Annotated in this window: 14 protein-coding genes; 10 read left to right on the plus strand and 4 right to left on the minus strand. The window is 58.8% G+C overall.

All coding sequences use genetic code 11. The features are described from left to right. Positions 1-51: 51 nt before the first annotated feature. Positions 52-1,461 (minus strand): MATE family efflux transporter, encoded by a 1,410-nt coding sequence (locus tag AC07ZE_RS09765; RefSeq protein ID WP_207263767.1) that lies wholly within the window; start codon positions 1,459-1,461, stop codon positions 52-54. A gap of 201 nt (positions 1,462-1,662) precedes the next feature. Between AC07ZE_RS09765 and pdxB the strand changes: the two genes are divergently transcribed. After that, the gene (gene pdxB, locus AC07ZE_RS09770; RefSeq protein ID WP_207263769.1) at positions 1,663-2,805 is read left to right on the plus strand and encodes a 4-phosphoerythronate dehydrogenase PdxB; all 1,143 of its coding nucleotides are present in this window, start codon (positions 1,663-1,665) and stop codon (positions 2,803-2,805) included. Positions 2,806-2,920: 115 nt separating this feature from the next. On the opposite strand, the gene AC07ZE_RS09775 is transcribed toward pdxB, so the two are convergent. Beyond that, positions 2,921-3,100 (minus strand): PA1571 family protein, encoded by a 180-nt coding sequence (locus tag AC07ZE_RS09775; RefSeq protein WP_207263771.1) that lies wholly within the window; start codon positions 3,098-3,100, stop codon positions 2,921-2,923. 260 nt (positions 3,101-3,360) lie between these two features. Between AC07ZE_RS09775 and AC07ZE_RS09780 the strand changes: the two genes are divergently transcribed. Continuing rightward, complete coding sequence (locus AC07ZE_RS09780) at positions 3,361-5,139, plus strand: ABC transporter transmembrane domain-containing protein (RefSeq protein ID WP_404940862.1); 1,779 nt, start codon at positions 3,361-3,363, stop codon at positions 5,137-5,139. A gap of 147 nt (positions 5,140-5,286) precedes the next feature. On the opposite strand, the gene AC07ZE_RS09785 is transcribed toward AC07ZE_RS09780, so the two are convergent. Next, entirely contained in the window at positions 5,287-7,215 is a 1,929-nt protein-coding gene (locus AC07ZE_RS09785) for a transglycosylase SLT domain-containing protein (RefSeq protein ID WP_207263790.1), read from the minus strand. 212 nt (positions 7,216-7,427) lie between these two features. Between AC07ZE_RS09785 and AC07ZE_RS09790 the strand changes: the two genes are divergently transcribed. Beyond that, positions 7,428-9,347 (plus strand): ATP-binding cassette domain-containing protein, encoded by a 1,920-nt coding sequence (locus AC07ZE_RS09790; protein WP_207263801.1) that lies wholly within the window; start codon positions 7,428-7,430, stop codon positions 9,345-9,347. 186 nt (positions 9,348-9,533) lie between these two features. On the opposite strand, the gene AC07ZE_RS09795 is transcribed toward AC07ZE_RS09790, so the two are convergent. Beyond that, on the minus strand, positions 9,534-9,974 hold the full coding sequence (locus AC07ZE_RS09795; protein ID WP_137807672.1) for a universal stress protein: 441 nt from the start codon (positions 9,972-9,974) through the stop codon (positions 9,534-9,536). Positions 9,975-10,078: 104 nt separating this feature from the next. Between AC07ZE_RS09795 and AC07ZE_RS09800 the strand changes: the two genes are divergently transcribed. From AC07ZE_RS09800 to AC07ZE_RS09830, 7 genes are all read left to right on the plus strand, one after another. Beyond that, positions 10,079-10,516 (plus strand): hypothetical protein, encoded by a 438-nt coding sequence (locus tag AC07ZE_RS09800; protein ID WP_137807671.1) that lies wholly within the window; start codon positions 10,079-10,081, stop codon positions 10,514-10,516. A 537-nt stretch (positions 10,517-11,053) separates the two neighbouring features. Next, on the plus strand, positions 11,054-13,201 hold the full coding sequence (gene fadB, locus AC07ZE_RS09805; protein WP_207263803.1) for a fatty acid oxidation complex subunit alpha FadB: 2,148 nt from the start codon (positions 11,054-11,056) through the stop codon (positions 13,199-13,201). A gap of 29 nt (positions 13,202-13,230) precedes the next feature. Continuing rightward, the gene (gene fadA / locus AC07ZE_RS09810; RefSeq protein WP_137807668.1) at positions 13,231-14,406 is read left to right on the plus strand and encodes an acetyl-CoA C-acyltransferase FadA; all 1,176 of its coding nucleotides are present in this window, start codon (positions 13,231-13,233) and stop codon (positions 14,404-14,406) included. A gap of 99 nt (positions 14,407-14,505) precedes the next feature. Continuing rightward, positions 14,506-14,742: a DUF1653 domain-containing protein gene (locus tag AC07ZE_RS09815; RefSeq protein WP_007986363.1), complete on the plus strand. Its 237-nt coding sequence runs from the start codon at positions 14,506-14,508 to the stop codon at positions 14,740-14,742. A 114-nt stretch (positions 14,743-14,856) separates the two neighbouring features. Then, positions 14,857-17,484 carry a type I DNA topoisomerase gene (gene topA / locus AC07ZE_RS09820; protein ID WP_207263805.1) on the plus strand — a complete coding sequence of 876 codons (2,628 nt, stop codon included), beginning with the start codon at positions 14,857-14,859 and terminating at the stop codon, positions 17,482-17,484. A 189-nt stretch (positions 17,485-17,673) separates the two neighbouring features. Then, positions 17,674-18,198: a DUF6586 family protein gene (locus AC07ZE_RS09825; RefSeq protein WP_207263807.1), complete on the plus strand. Its 525-nt coding sequence runs from the start codon at positions 17,674-17,676 to the stop codon at positions 18,196-18,198. Between the two features lie 153 nt (positions 18,199-18,351). Then, on the plus strand, positions 18,352-18,585 hold the full coding sequence (locus AC07ZE_RS09830) for a hypothetical protein (protein ID WP_207267791.1): 234 nt from the start codon (positions 18,352-18,354) through the stop codon (positions 18,583-18,585). The last annotated feature ends 77 nt before the right edge of the window (positions 18,586-18,662 follow it).

Below are 18,662 nucleotides of genomic sequence, written 5' to 3' on the forward strand. Positions count from 1 at the left end.
GCCTCTTCGCGAGCAGGCTCGCTCCCACAGTTTTTGTCTAGCCATTGAGTCTCATCCGACTGAACGGCTGATACGAATCCGTTTGCGGGCACTGCGTGTCAGGCGGATCGACAGCATCAGTGCTGCGCAACTCAGGCCTGCGATCAGACCTTCCCACAACCCGCTCGGACCGCTGGCCGGGCCGAGCCAATCGGTAAGGCCCAGCACATAACCCACCGGCAGGCCGATGCCCCAGTAGGCGAACAGCGTCAGAATCATCGTCACCCGGGTGTCCTGGTAGCCCCGCAGCGCGCCAGCGCAGATCACCTGGATGGCATCGGAGAATTGATACAGCGCGGCATAGACAATCAGCATTGACGCAATCTGGATCACGGTCTTGTCAGGCGTGTAGATCGAAGCGATAGGTTCGCGCAGTAGCATGATCAGGCTGGCCGAGAACGCGGCAAACACCAGTGCGGCGCCCAGCCCGACCTTCGCCGCGAAGCGTGCCTGATAAGGATTACCGGCGCCCAACGCCTGACCTACCCTTACCGTCACCGCCATGCCCAGGGAATAAGGAATCATGAACAGCAGTGAGCTAATGTTCAGGGCTATCTGGTGCCCGGCCACCACAGTAGAGCCCAGGCTGCCAATCAGCAGTGCGATGACCGCAAAGATGCTGGATTCGGCGAACACCGCGATACCGATTGGCAGGCCGATGCCCACCAGGCGCTTGATCACCGTCCATTGCGGGCGGTCAAAACGAACCAGCACGCGTGTGCGGGCATAGAAGGGCGCCCAGCAGGTCCAACCGGCCATGCTCAACGCCATGAACCACATCACGATACCGCTGGCCCAGCCGCAACCGACGCCGCCCAGGGCCGGCATGCCGAAATGGCCGTAGATCAGTGCATAGTTCAGCGGGATGTTCAGCAGTAGCCCGCACAGCCCGATGACCATGCTCGGCCGGGTGCGGCCCATGCCGTCGCTGTAGCAGCGCAGTACGTAATAGAAAGCAATACCGGGCAAACCGAAGGCGATTCCGTGCAGGTAGCCCATGCTCGGTTCGATCAACTGTGGATCGACTTTCATCCAATGCAGGATCGGCTCGGCGCTGAGTAGCAGGGCGCTGCCGATCAGCCCGACACACAACGCCAGCCACATGGCCTGGCGGACCAGAGGACCGATCTCGTCAAGTTGTGCAGCGCCAAAGCGCTGGGCGACTTTGGGTGTGGTGGCCAGCAGAACGCCGGACATCAACAGGTAAACCGGAATCCAGATCGAGTTGCCCAGGGCCACCGAGGCGAGATCCCGTGGGCTGACACGGCCGGCCATCACGGCATCGACGAAGCCCATGGCGGTAGTGGCCAATTGCGCGACCATGATCGGCAGAGCCAGCCCGAGCAGGCCTTTGAGTTCTTGGCGAACCGGGGTCGTGCGCGCAGTGGCGGTTGTGGCGGTAGTCTCAGTCACGGAATTCACAAGCGAAGCGTCCAAGGTTTTTGATGCGCAAGGCAGCGCATTCTACGCGTTGACGTATCGGTCAGGAAAAGACTGTGTTGCGGATTTGTAATCATCGGTCATGCCTTGTACCGGACACCGTTACTGTGGCGTCCTAACAATGCCTGCTGGCTCATTACGGCTATCTCCGCCTACACTGCCGATCCGCCAAAGGAGCCTGCCATGCTGATTGTTGCCGACGAAAATATCCCCCTGCTCGATGCCTTCTTCGAAGGTTTCGGCGAAATCCGCCGGGTGCCGGGACGTTCCATCGACCGAGCTACCGTCGAACAGGCCGATGTGCTGCTGGTGCGTTCGGTGACCAACGTCAACCGCACGCTGCTCGAAGGCAGCAAGGTGCGGTTTGTCGGTACCTGCACCATCGGCACCGATCACCTGGACCTGGATTACTTTCAGCAGGCCGGCATCACCTGGTCCAGCGCGCCGGGCTGCAATGCCCGGGGGGTGGTCGACTATGTGCTCGGCAGTCTGCTGACCCTGGCCGAAATCGAAGGCGTTGACCTGACTCAACGTACCTACGGTGTGGTCGGTGCCGGCGAGGTAGGTGGGCGGCTGGTCAAAGTCTTGCAGGGGCTGGGCTGGAAGGTATTGGTCTGCGACCCGCCACGGCACGCTTTCGAGGGTGGAGATTACGTCAGCCTGGAAGAGATCATCGAGCAGTGCGACGTGATCAGCCTGCACACGCCATTGAACAAGCGTGGCAATCAGCCGACCTGGCATCTGTTTGATGAAAAACGTCTCAAGCAACTCAAGACTGGCGCTTGGCTGATCAACGCCAGTCGTGGTCCGGTGGTCAATAACGCCGCGCTGCGTGATGTACTGTTGGAGCGCGAAGATCTGCAAGCGGTGCTGGACGTCTGGGAAGGCGAGCCGGAAGTCGATGTGGCGCTGGCTGAACTCTGCGTGCTGGCGACGCCGCACATTGCCGGGTACAGCCTGGATGGCAAGCAGCGCGGCACGGCGCAGATCTATCAGGCCTATTGTGATTTCCTCGGGCAACCTGCCCGGGTCAGCTTGAGCGAGCTGTTGCCCGCCCCCTGGTTGTCGCAGGTGACGTTGAACGCTGAAAGTGATCCGGCCTGGGCGCTGGCAATGTTGTGCCGTGGTGTGTACGACCCGCGCCGTGACGATGCGGACTTCCGCCGCAGTCTTGTCGGCAGCGTAAGCGAACAGCGGGCGGCGTTCGATGTATTGCGCAAGAACTACCCGTCGCGGCGCGAGATCGACGGATTGCAGGTGCGGATCGACGGGGATGCGCCGCAGTTGCGCAAGATTGTGGCGGCGTTGGGGGCGACTGCAGTCTAGAGATCGAGTTGGCCCTTTCGCGAACAGGCTCGCGAAGGGCCGCACCACAAATCTGTCAGAAACACCCATAAAAAACCCGGCCAACCAGGGCCGGGTCAAGAAGACGGTGGCTATATCACTTTTGTTCGGCAGGCTTGACCAATCGTTTCTCCAGGTCGCGGCAGGCTTCCTGGATCATGTCTTCAGTGATCGGTACTTCGCGGCCCTTATCATCCACAATCGAGCAACCCAGAGACTCATCTCGTTTCGGGCGGATCACTGGAACGGTGACATCGCTGCTGTTTTGCAAGGACATGGCCTGTCTCCTCATCAGGTTGTGTGCTTACTGTAGAACCGCCAGGTGACCGGGCCGTGACAACTCCCTGCGATCGTTTCATGGCGGCAACACCAGTCCACCAGAAATACCGCGTCCTTGCCAGCCGGACTTTAGACCAATAGCGTCTAGGCCCTAGTGTTGACGGTCATAATTAACCTGACTCATTGTGATTTACCAAGTTCCACCCCATTGAGCGGTGTAGGGTAAACCTGTCACTTGCTCCCATCTGGATAATGCCAATGCTCTCTGTTCGACACCGCCGCGCGATTCGCCTCGCCAGCCGTTTCATCGCACCGTATCGTTGGCACGCTTTCGGTGCCTTGCTCGCGCTGGTCGTCACGGCGGGCATTACCCTGTCCATGGGGCAGGGGATTCGTTTGCTGGTGGATCAGGGCTTCATGACCCAATCGCCGCACCTGCTCAACCAGTCCATCGGCTTATTTATGTTGCTGGTGATCGGTTTGGCGGTTGGCACTTTTTCGCGTTTTTACCTGGTGTCGTGGATCGGTGAGCGCTGTGTCGCTGACATCCGTCGCCAGGTGTTCAATCATCTGATTTATCTGCATCCGGGCTTCTACGAAAACAACCGCAGCTCCGAAATCCAGTCACGACTGACCGCCGACACCACGCTGCTGCAATCGGTGATCGGCTCTTCACTGTCGATGTTCTTGCGTAATCTACTGATGGTCATCGGCGGGATCGTCCTGCTGTTTATCACCAACCCCAAACTCACCAGCATCGTAGTGGTCGCTTTGCCGCTGGTGATCGCGCCGATCCTGATTTTCGGTCGCCGCGTTCGCAACCTGTCGCGCCTGAGCCAGGACCGGATCGCCGACATCGGCAGTTATGTGTCCGAAACCCTTGCGCAGATCAAGACCGTGCAGGCCTACAACCATCAGAGCCAGGACGAGAGGCGTTTTGCCGCGACCGTGGAACAGGCGTTCGATACCGCGCGCAAGCGTATTTTCCAGCGGGCCTGGCTGATCACCCTGGTAATCGTACTGGTGTTAGGCGCAGTGGGCGTCATGCTCTGGGTTGGCGGCATGGATGTGATTGCCGGGCGGATCTCTGCGGGCGAATTGGCGGCATTTGTCTTCTACAGCCTGATTGTGGGGAGTGCGTTCGGAACCTTGAGCGAGGTGATTGGCGAGTTGCAGCGCGCGGCCGGCGCGGCGGAGCGGATCGCCGAATTGCTGCGTTCGGAAAACATTATCCTGCCACCGGTCTCCGATCGGGTGACACTGCCCACGCGGGTAAAGGGCGATCTGTTGCTGCAGGACGTGCGCTTTTCCTACCCGTCACGCCCCGAAAGCTACGCGGTCGATGGCTTGAATCTGACGGTCAGGGCCGGCGAAACCCTGGCCTTGGTCGGGCCATCCGGTGCCGGTAAGTCGACGGTGTATGACTTGCTGCTGCGTTTTTATGACCCGGCTGAGGGGCGTATTTTGCTGGATGGTGTACCACTGACCCGCCTTGATCCATTGGACTTGCGTCGCTGTTTCGCTCTGGTCTCGCAAACCCCGGCGCTGTTTTTCGGCAGCATTGAAGACAACATCCGCTACGGCAATCCGACGGCGACCTTGGCGCAGGTTCAGGAAGCGGCAAAAATTGCGTACGCCCATGACTTCATCGAAGCCATGCCCAACGGTTACCAAACGCACTTGGGTGACGCAGGCCTGGGTTTGTCCGGTGGCCAGCGCCAACGCCTGGCCATCGCCCGGGCACTGCTGGTGGATGCACCCATCCTGCTGCTCGACGAAGCCACCAGCGCCCTTGATGCCCAGAGCGAACACCTGATTCAGCAGGCCCTGCCGAGCCTGATGAAAAACCGCACCACCCTGGTCATCGCCCATCGCCTGGCGACGGTCAAAAACGCCGACCGCATCGCGGTGATGGATCAAGGCAAGCTGGTGGCAGTGGGTACGCATCAGGAGTTGATTGCCAGTAATGCGTTGTATGCGCGGTTGGCGGCGTTGCAGTTCAGTGATGGCACGACCGAACTCGATCTTCACGTGTAGGAGCTGTGTAGGAGCTGTCGAGTGATACGAGGCTGCGATCTCTCAACCCAGAAACAAAAATGCCCGAATCAAACGATACGGGCATTTTCAAGAGCAAGATCAAAAGATCGCAGCCTGCAGCAGCTCCTACGTAACCGGCATTACCGGTTACTGATCGTCAAAATACCGCTCATGCCAATCCACCAGCGGTTGGGGTGAGTTGAGTTTCTGGCCGTAGATCACCGAGTACGACAGTACGTTCTGCACGTACTGGCGGGTTTCGTCAAACGGGATGCTTTCCACCCACACGTCGAAACTCAAATGATCCGCGCCGCGCAGCCACTGACGCACGCGACCGGGTCCAGCATTGTAGGCGGCAGAGGCGAGGACACGGTTGCCGTTGAACTGGCTGTGGACCTGGCTCAGGTATGCGGCACCGAGCTGGATGTTCTTGTCCGGTTCAAACAGCTGTTGTGGGGAGGCATACGGAATACTGAACTTGCGTGAGGTTTCCTTGGCGGTAGCGGGCATCAGTTGCATCAGGCCGCTGGCGCCGACGCTGGAACGGGCGTCGTCCATGAAGGCACTTTCCTGACGGGTGATGGCGAACACCCAACTCGAATGAAGGCCGCGGTTCCTGGCTTCACGTACCAGTGCATGGCGGTGGGCCATCGGGAAGCGGATGTCCAGATCGTCCCAGTACTGTGCCTGGCTGATGGTGCGGATCGCCGGGAAATACCATTTCAGGTCATAGGCCAGCTTTGCCTGGGCCACCATTTCGTCACGGCTGAAGTGCCGGCTGACGTGATACCACTCGCGGCGACCATCGACGATCTGACCACGGGCATGGAACTCCAGGGCGCGGCGTATGCCAGGGGTGTTGCGCACCTTATTGATGGTCGCCTGGCTCAGTACCAGCGGTTTGTTGTTCAGCGAATACGGTGACTGTGAACGGTCGGCGGCGAGGAAGCCATAGAAGTCACGCTCGCGGGCGAGGTTTTTATAAAGAGTCAGCGCTTCCGGATTCTGCGGCTGTGCGAGCTCCAGGCTGCGGGCCTGCCAGTAGCGCCAGCGGTTGGTAGTGGCCAGATCCTGGGGCAGGCGGCGGGTCAGTTCATAAGCATCGTCCCAGCGGGCAAGGCGCAGGAGTAGGCGAAGGCGCCATTCGGACACGGTGTTGTCGCGCAATTCCGGATCGTACTTGGTCATCACATCCAGCGCGCGGCTGTCAAAACGGCGTGCGAGGGTCAAGCCGATTTCCCGGGCGATCGCCACTTTTTCGTCGCGGGAAAAGTGCATGCTGCTGGCATAACCGTCGAGCAGCGCCATGGCCCTGTCCGGGTCCTGACGGGCGAGACGGCGCAGGCCAAGGCTGACCACATCTGACATCGGCTCGTCCGCCGGGGTAAATCGCGAAGGGTTGTTGAGCAGTTCGGGTTTTTGCGCCACATCGATCAACAGACGACCGCGGGGGGAGAGGGTGGTCAGGCCATTGACCAGGCTGTTGGCCAACGGATAGTTGCGCGCCTGGGCGGCGAGTTTGGCGCGCTCCCAGCGTTTCTGTTCAGTCAACTGGCCTTCGGCAGCCCACATGCCAAACAAGGCGTCGCAGGCCTCGGGCTGGGATTTACCGGTCAGCCAGAGCTTGTTGGCGTTGGCGTAGCCTTCTGACTTGAGATTGTGACTGATCTGGTACTGCGCGTTCAGGCAGTCCAGTTCAGTGAAATTCATTTTGGGGTCGTAATACCTGACGAAGGTCGCCCAGTCGCCGCGATCGGCCAGCCAGCGCAACCAGCGCAGCTTCATCCAGTTGGCCTGGGGCAGGTCGCCGTGTTCGGCGAGGAATTTTTCGATTTCAGCATTGCTTGCGGTTTTCAGGCGCGCGGTCAGCTCGTCATACGCCAGGTACGGCTCCAGCGGATAGTCGGCCAGGGCCTTGCTGTAACGGAAATACGGGCCGGTATCGCCCTTGGCAAGAGCGCGCTTGGCTTCATCGTAATATTGGCGTTGGGTAGACAGGTCCACCGCCTGGGCGGATTGAACGGCAGCGGCAGAAAGTAAGAAACAGGACAAAAGATTAAGAAGGCGACTGCGCATGAGACGTCCGGACAGAAAAACCATGACAAGTGCTGGCGATGCCCACACTGATTATCCGTAGCTTAGCCTTTTGCCAGCAGCGGGCGAAAGCTTTGCGGACCTGTCTGCATCAGTTCGCAACATTTGTAGTGCAGAGTGCGCCAACAGTGAAATTGCCGGCCTTCTGAAGCCTCGATTCAGGTAGAATGCGCGCCCGGTTTTTGGAGAAGCTCATGACCCTGCTCAAATTCAGCGATGTGTCCCTTGCTTTCGGCGCTATGCCGTTGTTGGACAAGGTGTCCTGGCAGATCGCCCGTGGAGAGCGGGTGTGCATCATCGGCCGCAACGGCACTGGCAAGTCCAGCATGATGAAGCTCGTCAAGGGCGACCAGAAGCCCGATGACGGCTCCGTTTGGCGCGCACCCGGGCTCAAGATCGGCGAATTGCCGCAAGAATTGCCGGTAGCCGACGAGCGGACAGTGTTCGACGTCGTGGCCGAAGGCCTGGACGGTGTCGGAGCGCTGCTCGCCGAGTACCACCACCTGAGCCAGAACATCGTCACCGACGCCGACCTGGACAAGCTGATGCACGTCCAGCACGACCTCGAAGCCCGCGATGGCTGGCGTTTGCAAACCCTGGTCGACAGCACCCTCAGCCGCCTGCAACTGCCGGCCGACAAGACCCTCGCCGAGTTGTCCGGCGGCTGGCGTCGTCGCGTCCTGCTGGCCCAGGCTTTGGTGTCCGAGCCGGATCTGCTGTTGCTCGACGAACCGACCAACCACCTGGACATCGGTGCGATCGCCTGGCTCGAAGAAGCGCTGAAGGATTTCCAGGGCGCCGTGCTGTTCATCACGCACGACCGTTCCTTCCTGCAAAACCTCGCGACCCGCATTCTCGAGCTGGATCGCGGCGGGCTGATCGACTGGAACGGCGACTACGCCAGTTTCCTGGTGCACAAAGAAGCCGAACTGGCCGCCGAAGCTACCGCCAACGCGCTGTTTGACAAGCGTCTGGCCCAGGAAGAAGTGTGGATTCGCCAGGGCATCAAGGCCCGTCGTACCCGTAACGAAGGTCGTGTACGTGCACTGAAAGCCTTGCGCGTGGAGCGTAGCGAGCGACGTGAACGTACCGGCAAGGCCAACATTCAGCTGGAAACCGCCGACAAGTCCGGTAAGCAGGTGATGGTGCTCGAGAATGTGAGCTTTGCTCACCCGGGCGGACCGTTCCTGATCAAGGATTTCTCCATGGTGTTGCAGCGCGGTGACCGTATCGGTCTGCTCGGCGCCAACGGCACCGGCAAGACCACGCTGTTGAAGCTGATGCTCAGCGGCTTGCAGCCAACCAGCGGCAAGGTGGAAGAGGGGACAAAGATCGACGTCGCCTATTTCGACCAATTGCGCCATCAACTGGATCTGGAAAAAACCGTGATCGACAACGTCGCCGAAGGCCGCGACTTCATCGATATCGACGGCCAGAGCCGCCATGTGCTGAGTTACCTCGGCGACTTTCTGTTCAGTCCGCAACGTGCCCGCACGCCGGTCAAGGCGCTGTCAGGTGGTGAGCGTGCCCGTCTGTTGCTGGCCAAGCTGTTCAGCAAGCCGGCGAACCTGCTGGTCCTTGACGAACCGACCAACGACCTCGACGTCGAAACCCTCGAACTGCTGGAAGAGGTCTTGCTGACCTTCAATGGCACTGTGCTGATGGTCAGCCACGACCGGGCATTCCTCGATAACGTGGTGACCAGCACTCTGGTTTTTGAAGGCGAAGGCCAGGTCCGCGAATATGTCGGCGGTTATCAGGACTGGCTGCGTCAGGGCGGTTCGCCGCGCCTGCTGGGCGTAACCGAAAGCAAATCCGGCAAGGCCGACTTGAACTCTGCGGTGGTCAAGGCCGAGCCTGCGCCGGTCGCGACCACTGTCGAAGCGCCGGTGGCGAAGAAGAAGCTCAGCTACAAGTTGCAACGCGAGCTGGAAGCGTTGCCAGGACAGATCGAAGTCATGGAGCAGCAGATCGCTGCCGTGCAAGCGCAGATGGCGGATGCTGGTTTCTACCTGCGTCCGGCTACGGAAACCGCTGCAGTGATCGCTCAACTTTCGCAGTTGCAGGCTGAACTGGATGTGATGGTCGAGCGCTGGGCCGAGCTGGATGCCTGATTGATCCGGCCATGAGAAAGCCCGGCGTTCAGTGATGAGCGCCGGGCTTTTCATATGCAATCTTCAGGCTGCTGTAGAGCCTATGTGGGAGCGAGCCTGCTCGCGAAAGCGGTGCAACATTCAACGAATATGTTGACTGTCACTCCGCATTCGCGAGCAGGCTCGCTGCCACAGTGGGCAGGGCTGTCAGCTTTTGTTTTGCAGGCGCACCGCCAGCACATCGCAAGGCGCGCCGTGCAGTACGTCATTGGCGGTGGAGCCAAGCAGCAGTGCCAGGCCATGCCGGCCGTGACTGCCCACCACTATCATGTCGCAACCTTGCTCCTTGGCCAGGTGGTGAATTTCCTGGCGTGGCTGGCCGTAGGTCAGGTGGCTGTATTCCTTGGATAGCTCCGGGTATTTCACGATCAACCGGTCGAGGCGCTCCCTGGCCTGATCGAACTGCTGTTGTTGCAGTTGTGACAGGTCCATCGGCACGTCACCGCCAAAGGCCATGGCCATCGGCTCGACAATGTGCACCAGGGATAATTTCGCGCCATTGCTCACCGACAGTTCGCGAGCACGGTGGATTACAGGGTCGCACTCTTCGGTTAGATCTACAGCGACCAGAATATGGTTGTAGGGCATGAGGTGCTCCTCCTGAGGATTGCATTATTGGTAAGTATGGCTGGTTTCAAGCGTATTGGTTTCAATGTGACTGAATACGCCCATCAAGAATCGGGAGTACAGATATGACGGTCTGGATAGTGGTGTCAATCCTGCTGGTGGTGCTCAGCCCGCTGGCATGGTTGCGGCCGTCCCGCCACCAGAGTGGTCGAATGGCGCTGCGAATGGAGGCGCGACGCATCGGGCTGGCCATGCAACTGGCACCTCAAGAATGGCCGCACTGGCTCGGTCAGGAGCCACCAAACCCGTGCGCGCAGTACCACCGGCCACGACGCGGTACTCAACCTGCCTGCTGGAGTTACTGGCAAAAATCACCAGGTCTGTGGGTGAACCAGTGGCAGGAGCTTTGTGACGATCAAGCGCTGCTTAATCATTTCGAAAAATTGCCAGGTAATGTCTACAAGGTCGAAGCCGACAAACAAATGATCGCTTTGTATTGGGGCGAAAAGGGCGAAGCAGAGGTGCTGCAGCACATCGACGCCACCCTCAAAGCCCTCGCCTGAAACCGATTCCGACCTTCCCACAGAGACGCGCATCGCTGTTTTCGCAGGCAATAAAAAGCCCGACAACATCATCGGGCGGGGGGTGGCCAGGCAGGCCGGTAATTCGGTTTGGGCTGATCATACGCTTGGCATTCGCCTGAAGCGTTCATATTTTTACCTGAAGTTCCGCCAGCTTAGCCTGTTCAACACGGGTTGCAGTGAATTAGGGCGACATTTCTAAAGATTGATCCTATGAATGTCTCCACATGCAGCCGTGTGTTGCAGGCCTTCGTCTTACAGAAATGACCGCAAAGTCGCCTTTCAACCCGCATTTTGGGCGATTGACAATTGTCGGAAATTCCGTGAAGGTGGCGTACCCAAATCAAACGGGCGTATGAATTGAGCGTTTGTTTTTCAGAACGCTCCTACAGAATCCCGACTATCGCGTTGGCGGGTGTGCCGGGTGGATAGGCGTAGCATTGACGATTGACGTCCCTGCCAGCCATTCGCCTGCGTCCGACGTGTACTGTTCAGCTTCCATATCGTGGAGATCAGTTGATGATTTACGAAGGTAAAGCCATCACGGTTAAGGCTCTTGAAAGTGGCATCGTCGAACTGAAGTTCGACCTCAAGGGTGAGTCCGTCAACAAGTTCAACCGTCTAACCCTGAACGAACTGCGTCAGGCCGTAGACACCATCAAGGCAGATGCTTCGATCAAGGGTGTGATCGTCAGCAGTGGCAAGGACGTCTTCATCGTCGGCGCCGACATCACCGAATTTGTCGACAACTTCAAGCTGCCGGATGCAGAGCTTGTTGCTGGCAATCTCGAAGCCAACAAGATTTTCAGCGATTTCGAAGACCTCAACGTCCCGACTGTCGCCGCGATCAATGGCATCGCGTTGGGTGGCGGTCTGGAAATGTGCCTGGCGGCGGACTACCGCGTCATGTCCACCAAGGCCAAGATCGGTCTGCCGGAAGTCAAGCTGGGCATCTACCCGGGCTTCGGTGGTACCGTGCGCCTGCCGCGCCTGATCGGTGCGGACAACGCCATCGAGTGGATTGCCGCCGGCAAGGAAAATCGTCCTGAAGACGCGCTGAAAGTCGGCGCCGTCGATGCCGTGGTTGCGCCTGAGAAGCTGCAGGACGCCGCGCTGGAACTGATCAAACGCGCCATTTCCGGTGAGTTCGATTACAAGGCCAAGCGCCAGCCGAAGCTGGAAAAGCTGAAGCTGAACGCCATCGAACAAATGATGGCTTTCGAAACCGCCAAAGGCTTCGTCGCAGGTCAAGCCGGCCCGAACTACCCGGCGCCGGTCGAGGCGATCAAGACCATCCAGAAAGCCGCGAACTTCGGTCGTGACAAAGCGCTGGAAGTTGAGGCCGCAGGTTTCGTCAAGCTGGCCAAGACCTCTGCCGCGCAGAGCCTGATCGGCCTGTTTCTGAACGATCAGGAGCTGAAGAAAAAGGCCAAGGCTTACGACGAAATCGCCAAGGACGTGAAGCAGGCTGCCGTACTGGGCGCCGGCATCATGGGCGGCGGTATCGCTTATCAGTCGGCTTCCAAAGGTACGCCGATCCTGATGAAGGACATCAACGAGCACGGCATCGAGCAGGGTCTGGCCGAAGCCGCCAAACTGCTGGTTGGTCGCGTTGATAAAGGCCGCATGACCGCCGCGAAAATGGCTGAAGTACTCAATGGCATTCGCCCGACCCTGTCGTACGGTGATTTCGGTCACGTAGACCTGGTGGTTGAAGCGGTCGTCGAGAACCCGAAGGTCAAGCAAGCCGTTCTGGCCGAAGTCGAAGAGCAGGTCAAAGAAGACACCATCCTCGCCTCCAACACCTCGACCATTTCCATCAGTCTGCTGGCCAAGGCCCTCAAGCGTCCGGAAAACTTCGTCGGCATGCACTTCTTCAACCCGGTGCACATGATGCCGCTGGTGGAAGTGATTCGTGGCGAGAAGTCCAGCGAGTTGGCGGTTGCCACCACCGTTGCCTACGCCAAGAAAATGGGCAAGAACCCGATCGTGGTCAACGACTGCCCGGGCTTCCTGGTCAACCGCATACTGTTCCCTTACTTCGGCGGTTTCGCCAAACTGGTCAGCGCCGGTGTGGACTTCGTACGCATCGACAAGGTCATGGAAAAATTCGGCTGGCCGATGGGCCCGGCTTACCTGATGGACGTGGTCGGCATCGACACCGGCCACCACGGTCGTGACGTGATGGCTGAAGGCTTCCCTGATCGCATGAAAGACGATCGCCGTTCGGCCGTGGATGTGCTCTACGAAGCCAAGCGCCTGGGTCAGAAGAACGGCAAGGGTTTCTACGCCTACGAGACGGACAAGAAGGGCAAGCAGAAGAAGGTTGCCGATCCGTCGGTACTGGAAGTGCTCAAGCCAATCGTCTTTGAACAGCGCGAAGTCACTGACGAAGACATCATCAATTGGATGATGATCCCGCTGTGCCTGGAAACCGTGCGTTGCCTGGAAGACGGCATTGTCGAAACTGCTGCCGAAGCCGACATGGGTCTGGTCTACGGTATCGGTTTCCCTCCATTCCGTGGCGGTGCGCTGCGCTACATCGATTCGATCGGTGTCGCCGCGTTCGTTGCCCTGGCTGACCAGTACGCTGATTTGGGCGCGCTGTACCACCCGACCGCGAAGCTGCGCGAAATGGCCAAGAACGGCCAGAGCTTCTTCGGTTAAGCGCCCCCAACTAGAGTGAGAGTGAACTTATGAGCTTGAATCCTAGAGACGTCGTGATTGTCGACTTCGGTCGTACTCCGATGGGCCGCTCCAAGGGCGGCATGCACCGCAACACCCGCGCCGAAGACATGTCGGCGCACCTGATCAGCAAACTGCTGGAACGCAACGTCAAGGTCGACCCGAACGAAGTCGAAGACGTGATCTGGGGCTGTGTGAACCAGACCCTGGAGCAGGGCTGGAACATCGCCCGCATGGCATCGCTGATGACCCAGATCCCGCACACTTCGGCCGGCCAGACCGTCAGCCGTCTGTGTGGCTCGTCCATGAGCGCGCTGCACACTGCCGCGCAAGCGATCATGACCGGCAACGGTGACGTATTCGTCGTCGGCGGCGTCGAGCATATGGGTCACGTGAGCATGATGCACGGTGTCGATCCGAACCCGCACATGTCCCTGTACGCGGCGAAAGCCTCGGGCATGATGGGCCTGACCGCTGAAATGCTGGGCAAGATGCACGGCATCACTCGCGAGCAACAGGACGCTTTCGGCGTGCGCTCCCACCAACTCGCCCACAAGGCGACCGTGGAAGGCAAGTTCAAAGACGAAATCATCCCGATGCAGGGCTATGACGAGAACGGTTTCCTGAAACTGTTCGACTACGACGAAACCATTCGTCCGGAAACCACCCTGGAAAGCCTGGCGGCCTTGAAGCCAGCGTTTAATCCGAAAGGCGGTACCGTGACTGCCGGTACTTCGTCGCAGATCACCGATGGTGCTTCGTGCATGATCGTGATGTCGGCGCAGCGTGCACAGGACCTGGGCATTGCGCCTCTGGCGGTGATTCGCTCGATGGCAGTGGCAGGTGTGGATCCGGCGATCATGGGCTATGGTCCAGTACCGGCTACACAAAAAGCACTGAAGCGCGCAGGCCTTGGCATCAACGATATCGACTTCTTCGAGCTCAACGAAGCTTTCGCCGCACAGGCCCTGCCGGTGCTGAAAGATCTGAAAGTACTCGACAAGATGAACGAGAAGGTTAACCTGCACGGCGGCGCGATCGCCCTGGGTCACCCGTTCGGTTGCTCCGGTGCGCGTATCTCGGGCACTTTGCTGAACGTGATGAAGCAGAATGGCGGCACCTTCGGGGTGGCCACCATGTGCATTGGTCTCGGCCAAGGCATCTCCACCGTCTTCGAACGCGTCTAAGCGTTTCGTTGACGGAAGCCGGGGCCAAGTGCCCCGGTTTTTGTTTTTCCGGATTTATTTTTGTTTTTATTTTGAAAAAATTTGAGTGAGGGCCAAAGCATGCCGATACAACCAGGGCTCTACCAACATTACAAAGGTCCGCAGTACCGCGTATTCAGTGTCGCGCGGCATTCGGAAACCGAGGAAGAAGTGGTCTTCTACCAAGCCCTGTATGGCGATTACGGCTTTTGGGTGCGTCCCTTGAGCATGTTCCTGGAGTCAGTCGAAGTTGACGGCGAACAGGTGCCACGCTTTGCTTTGGTGCAAGCCGAAGAGAGCCTTTTTACCAAGCCATAAGCTGAGTGCGCGCAAAACCCTGCGCTTGACCTCACCTTGTAGCCACTATATATAGCGGTGCCGCGTCAGGCGCCAATCGCCTTTCACTTCTAGAATTCAGGAATTTTCTGATCCATGGGCAAATCGCTGGTCATTGTGGAATCCCCGGCTAAGGCCAAGACCATCAACAAGTATTTGGGCAACGAATACGTGGTGAAGTCGAGTATCGGCCATATCCGAGACCTGCCCACCAGCGGTTCGGCTAGCGCCAGCAAAGAGCCAGCCGCCAAGCGCGGCAAGGCTGCTGCGGGTGAAGCGCCGGCCTTGTCGCCAAAAGAAAAGGCGCGCAAGCAACTGGTCGCTCGGATGGGCGTCGATCCCGATCATGGCTGGAAAGCCAAGTACGAGATCCTTCCAGGCAAGGAAAAGGTGATCGAAGAGCTGCGCCGGCTCGCCAAGGATGCTGACACCATCTATCTCGCAACCGACTTGGATCGCGAGGGGGAAGCCATTGCCTGGCACCTGCGCGAAGCCATCGGTGGTGACGACAGCCGCTATAAGCGCGTGGTGTTCAACGAAATCACCAAGAAGGCGATCCAGGAAGCCTTCTCCCAGCCAGGCGAGCTGGACATCGACCGGGTCAACGCCCAGCAGGCGCGTCGTTTCCTCGATCGCGTTGTGGGGTATATGGTTTCGCCACTGTTGTGGGCCAAGATCGCCCGTGGCCTGTCCGCCGGTCGCGTGCAATCGGTAGCGGTGAAGCTGGTGGTTGAGCGTGAGCGTGAAATTCGCGCGTTCATCCCGGAAGAGTACTGGGAGGTTCACGCCGACCTCGGTACCGCCAAAGGCGCGACCGTGCGTTTCGACGTCGCTCGCGAGAAGGGCGAAGCATTCAAGCCGCTCAACGAAGCCCAGGCCATGGCCGCGCTGGAGAAGCTCAAGGCTTCCAGCTACAGCATCGTCAAGCGTGAAGACAAGCCGACCAGCAGCAAGCCGTCGGCACCGTTCATCACGTCCACCCTGCAGCAGGCCGCGAGCAACCGCCTGGGCTTCGGTGTGAAGAAGACCATGATGATGGCCCAGCGTTTGTACGAAGCCGGCTACATCACTTATATGCGTACCGACTCCACCAACCTCTCGGTCGATGCCGTGGCGATGGCGCGTACCTATATTGAAGGTGAGTTCGGCAAGAAGTACCTGCCGGAAACTCCGAACGTCTACAGCAGCAAGGAAGGCGCACAAGAGGCTCACGAAGCGATTCGTCCGTCCGACGCCAACACCGAGCCAAGCAAGCTGTCGGGCATGGAGCGTGATGCAGAGCGGCTCTACGAGCTGATCTGGCGCCAGTTCCTCGCTTGCCAGATGCTGCCGGCGCAATACCTGTCGACCACGGTTACCGTCGGTGCCGGCGACTTCGAATTACGTGCCAAGGGCCGTATCCTCAAGTTCGACGGTTACACCCGCGTCATGCCACAAATCGCCAGGCCAGGCGATGACGATGTTCTGCCAGACATGGCCCAGGGCGACGCGATGAAGCTGATCAAGCTTGATCCGACCCAGCATTTCACCAAGCCGCCGGCGCGTTACTCGGAAGCCAGCCTGGTCAAAGAAATGGAAAAACGCGGCATCGGTCGTCCTTCGACCTATGCGGCGATCATTTCGACCATCCAGGATCGCGGGTACGTGGCGCTGCACAACCGTCGTTTCTACTCGGAAAAGATGGGCGACATCGTTACTGAACGTCTGGCCGAGAGTTTCTCCAACCTCATGGACTACGGCTTCACCGCCGGCATGGAAGAGCATCTCGATGACGTGGCCCAGGGCGAGCGTGACTGGAAAAACGTCCTCGACGAGTTCTACGGTGACTTCAAGAAGAAACTCGAAGTGGCCGAAAGCCCGGACAACGGCATGCGTGCCAATCAGCCGGTAATGACTGACATTCCGTGCACAACCTGCGGCCGTCCGATGCAGATTCGTACCGCGTCGACCGGCGTGTTCCTCGGTTGCTCGGGCTACAGCCTGCCGCCGAAAGAGCGCTGCAAGGCTACCGTCAATCTGGTGCCGGGCGATGAGATCGCTGCGGATGACGAGGGTGAGTCGGAGTCGCTGGTATTGCGTGGCAAGCACCGCTGCCCAATCTGCAGCACGGCGATGGATGCCTACCTGCTCGACGAGAAGCGCAAGTTGCACATTTGTGGTAACAACCCGGATTGCGACGGCTACGAAATCGAAGAAGGCGCCTATCGCATCAAGGGATATGAAGGTCCGAGCCTGGAATGCGACAAGTGCGGCAGCGAGATGCAGCTCAAGACTGGCCGTTTCGGCAAGTTCTTCGGTTGCACCAACGCAACCTGTAAGAACACCCGAAAACTGCTGAAGAGTGGTGATGCGGCACCGCCGAAAATGGATCCGGTGAAGATGCCTGAGCTGAAATGCGAAAAGGTCAACGACACCTACATCCTGCGCGACGGTGCTTCCGGGCTGTTCCTGGCGGCCAGTCAGTTCCCGAAAAACCGCGAGACTCGTGCTCCGCTGGTCATGGAAATCATCCCGCACAAGGATGAGATCGATCCTAAATACCACTTCCTGTGCGACGCGCCGAAGAAGGATCCGGACGGGCTCCCAGCCGTGATTCGCTACAGCCGCAAGACCAAGGAGCAATACGTGCAGACAGAAGTCGACGGCAAGCCGACTGGCTGGAAGGCGTATTTCGACGGTGGCAAGTGGACCGTTGAAGACAAGCGTGCGGCAGCCAAGGCTTAAGCGCGCAAGCTTGTAGTGGGCCGACCCCGTCGGCCAATGGGAGCAAACTCCTTCGCTACAGGGAAAAGGCCGCATGAAACCCTCGGGTTTTCATGCGGCCTTTTTGTTTTGTGCTTGCGGTCGACTTGGATGATCCATGACACTGTCTGACCTGCGTGAAGCAATTATTTCGTTGTGGAGGCTGCCGTCATGGCCCACGAACTTTATACCCGTACCAACCAGAAGATTTATTTCGCCGGCCTGTCGCTGGAAGCGCTCGCCAAGGCCGAAGAGGGGCGGGCGATGAATTCCCTGGCGCTGATTCAGGCTGGCCGCGAATCGGCGTTGTTTCACCTGTACGGAGCGTTGCTGGGGCTGTGCCATGAAATCGCCGGTTTTTATCGTTTGCCCCAGGCCAATGCATCCCGGGCCGAATCATTGCTGAGCCGCGAAGTGCTGCAAAGCATCGCCATTCCGGAAATGGCCGAGATGGTCGAGCTGGCCAACAACCCGGAAACCTGGCTGGCCAAGCTGCTGGCGGCCCATGCCGCGCTGTTTCAACCGCCTAGGGCGCCGCACAAACCCAAGGGCGATGTAACGCAGCCTTTGATCCTGGCGGTAAACCTGGATGAAGAAAAGGCGCCTGAAGAGTTGAGTCGAGAAGAGCTGGAGAGTTGGCGTCAGAACCTCAAAAGCCTGGCGATCCGCTTTCGCGAAGGCTTGAACGAGTGCTGAAAGACTGAATTTTTGACGGACGACACGCAAGGCGGTCCGTATCGGGAAGAATGTTGTCGGAAATTTCTCTTCGTGATGGCATCTGGTCAAGATCCCGAGCGAAGCCTTGCTGATGCCTATATAATCGCCGCCTTTCGTGGAGAACAAACCTATATGCCAACGTCCTTTCTAGAAATTGTCGAGTTACCAGACGGCCGTATCGAGCTGCGTAGGGCTGAGGACGAGGGTTCTCTGGTTACTTTGGATTTCTCCGAGGACGCCAAAGCATTCCTGCAAGGCCAGCACGTAGAGGTCGCCAAAGCGATGTTGAGCGTCGGCGTTCAGATGGCTGGACGCCTGGTTGAGGGCGAATTCGAGAAGGATGAGGGCGCGCGGGTTCTTCATTGATTCCCGTCCGTCGAATTTTTTCGAATACCGCTTCAGATCGGCTTCTCTATCCTTGGAGAAGCCCCTGCGCTGTTTAG

The organism is Pseudomonas sp. GW101-3H06, from assembly GCF_059424605.1.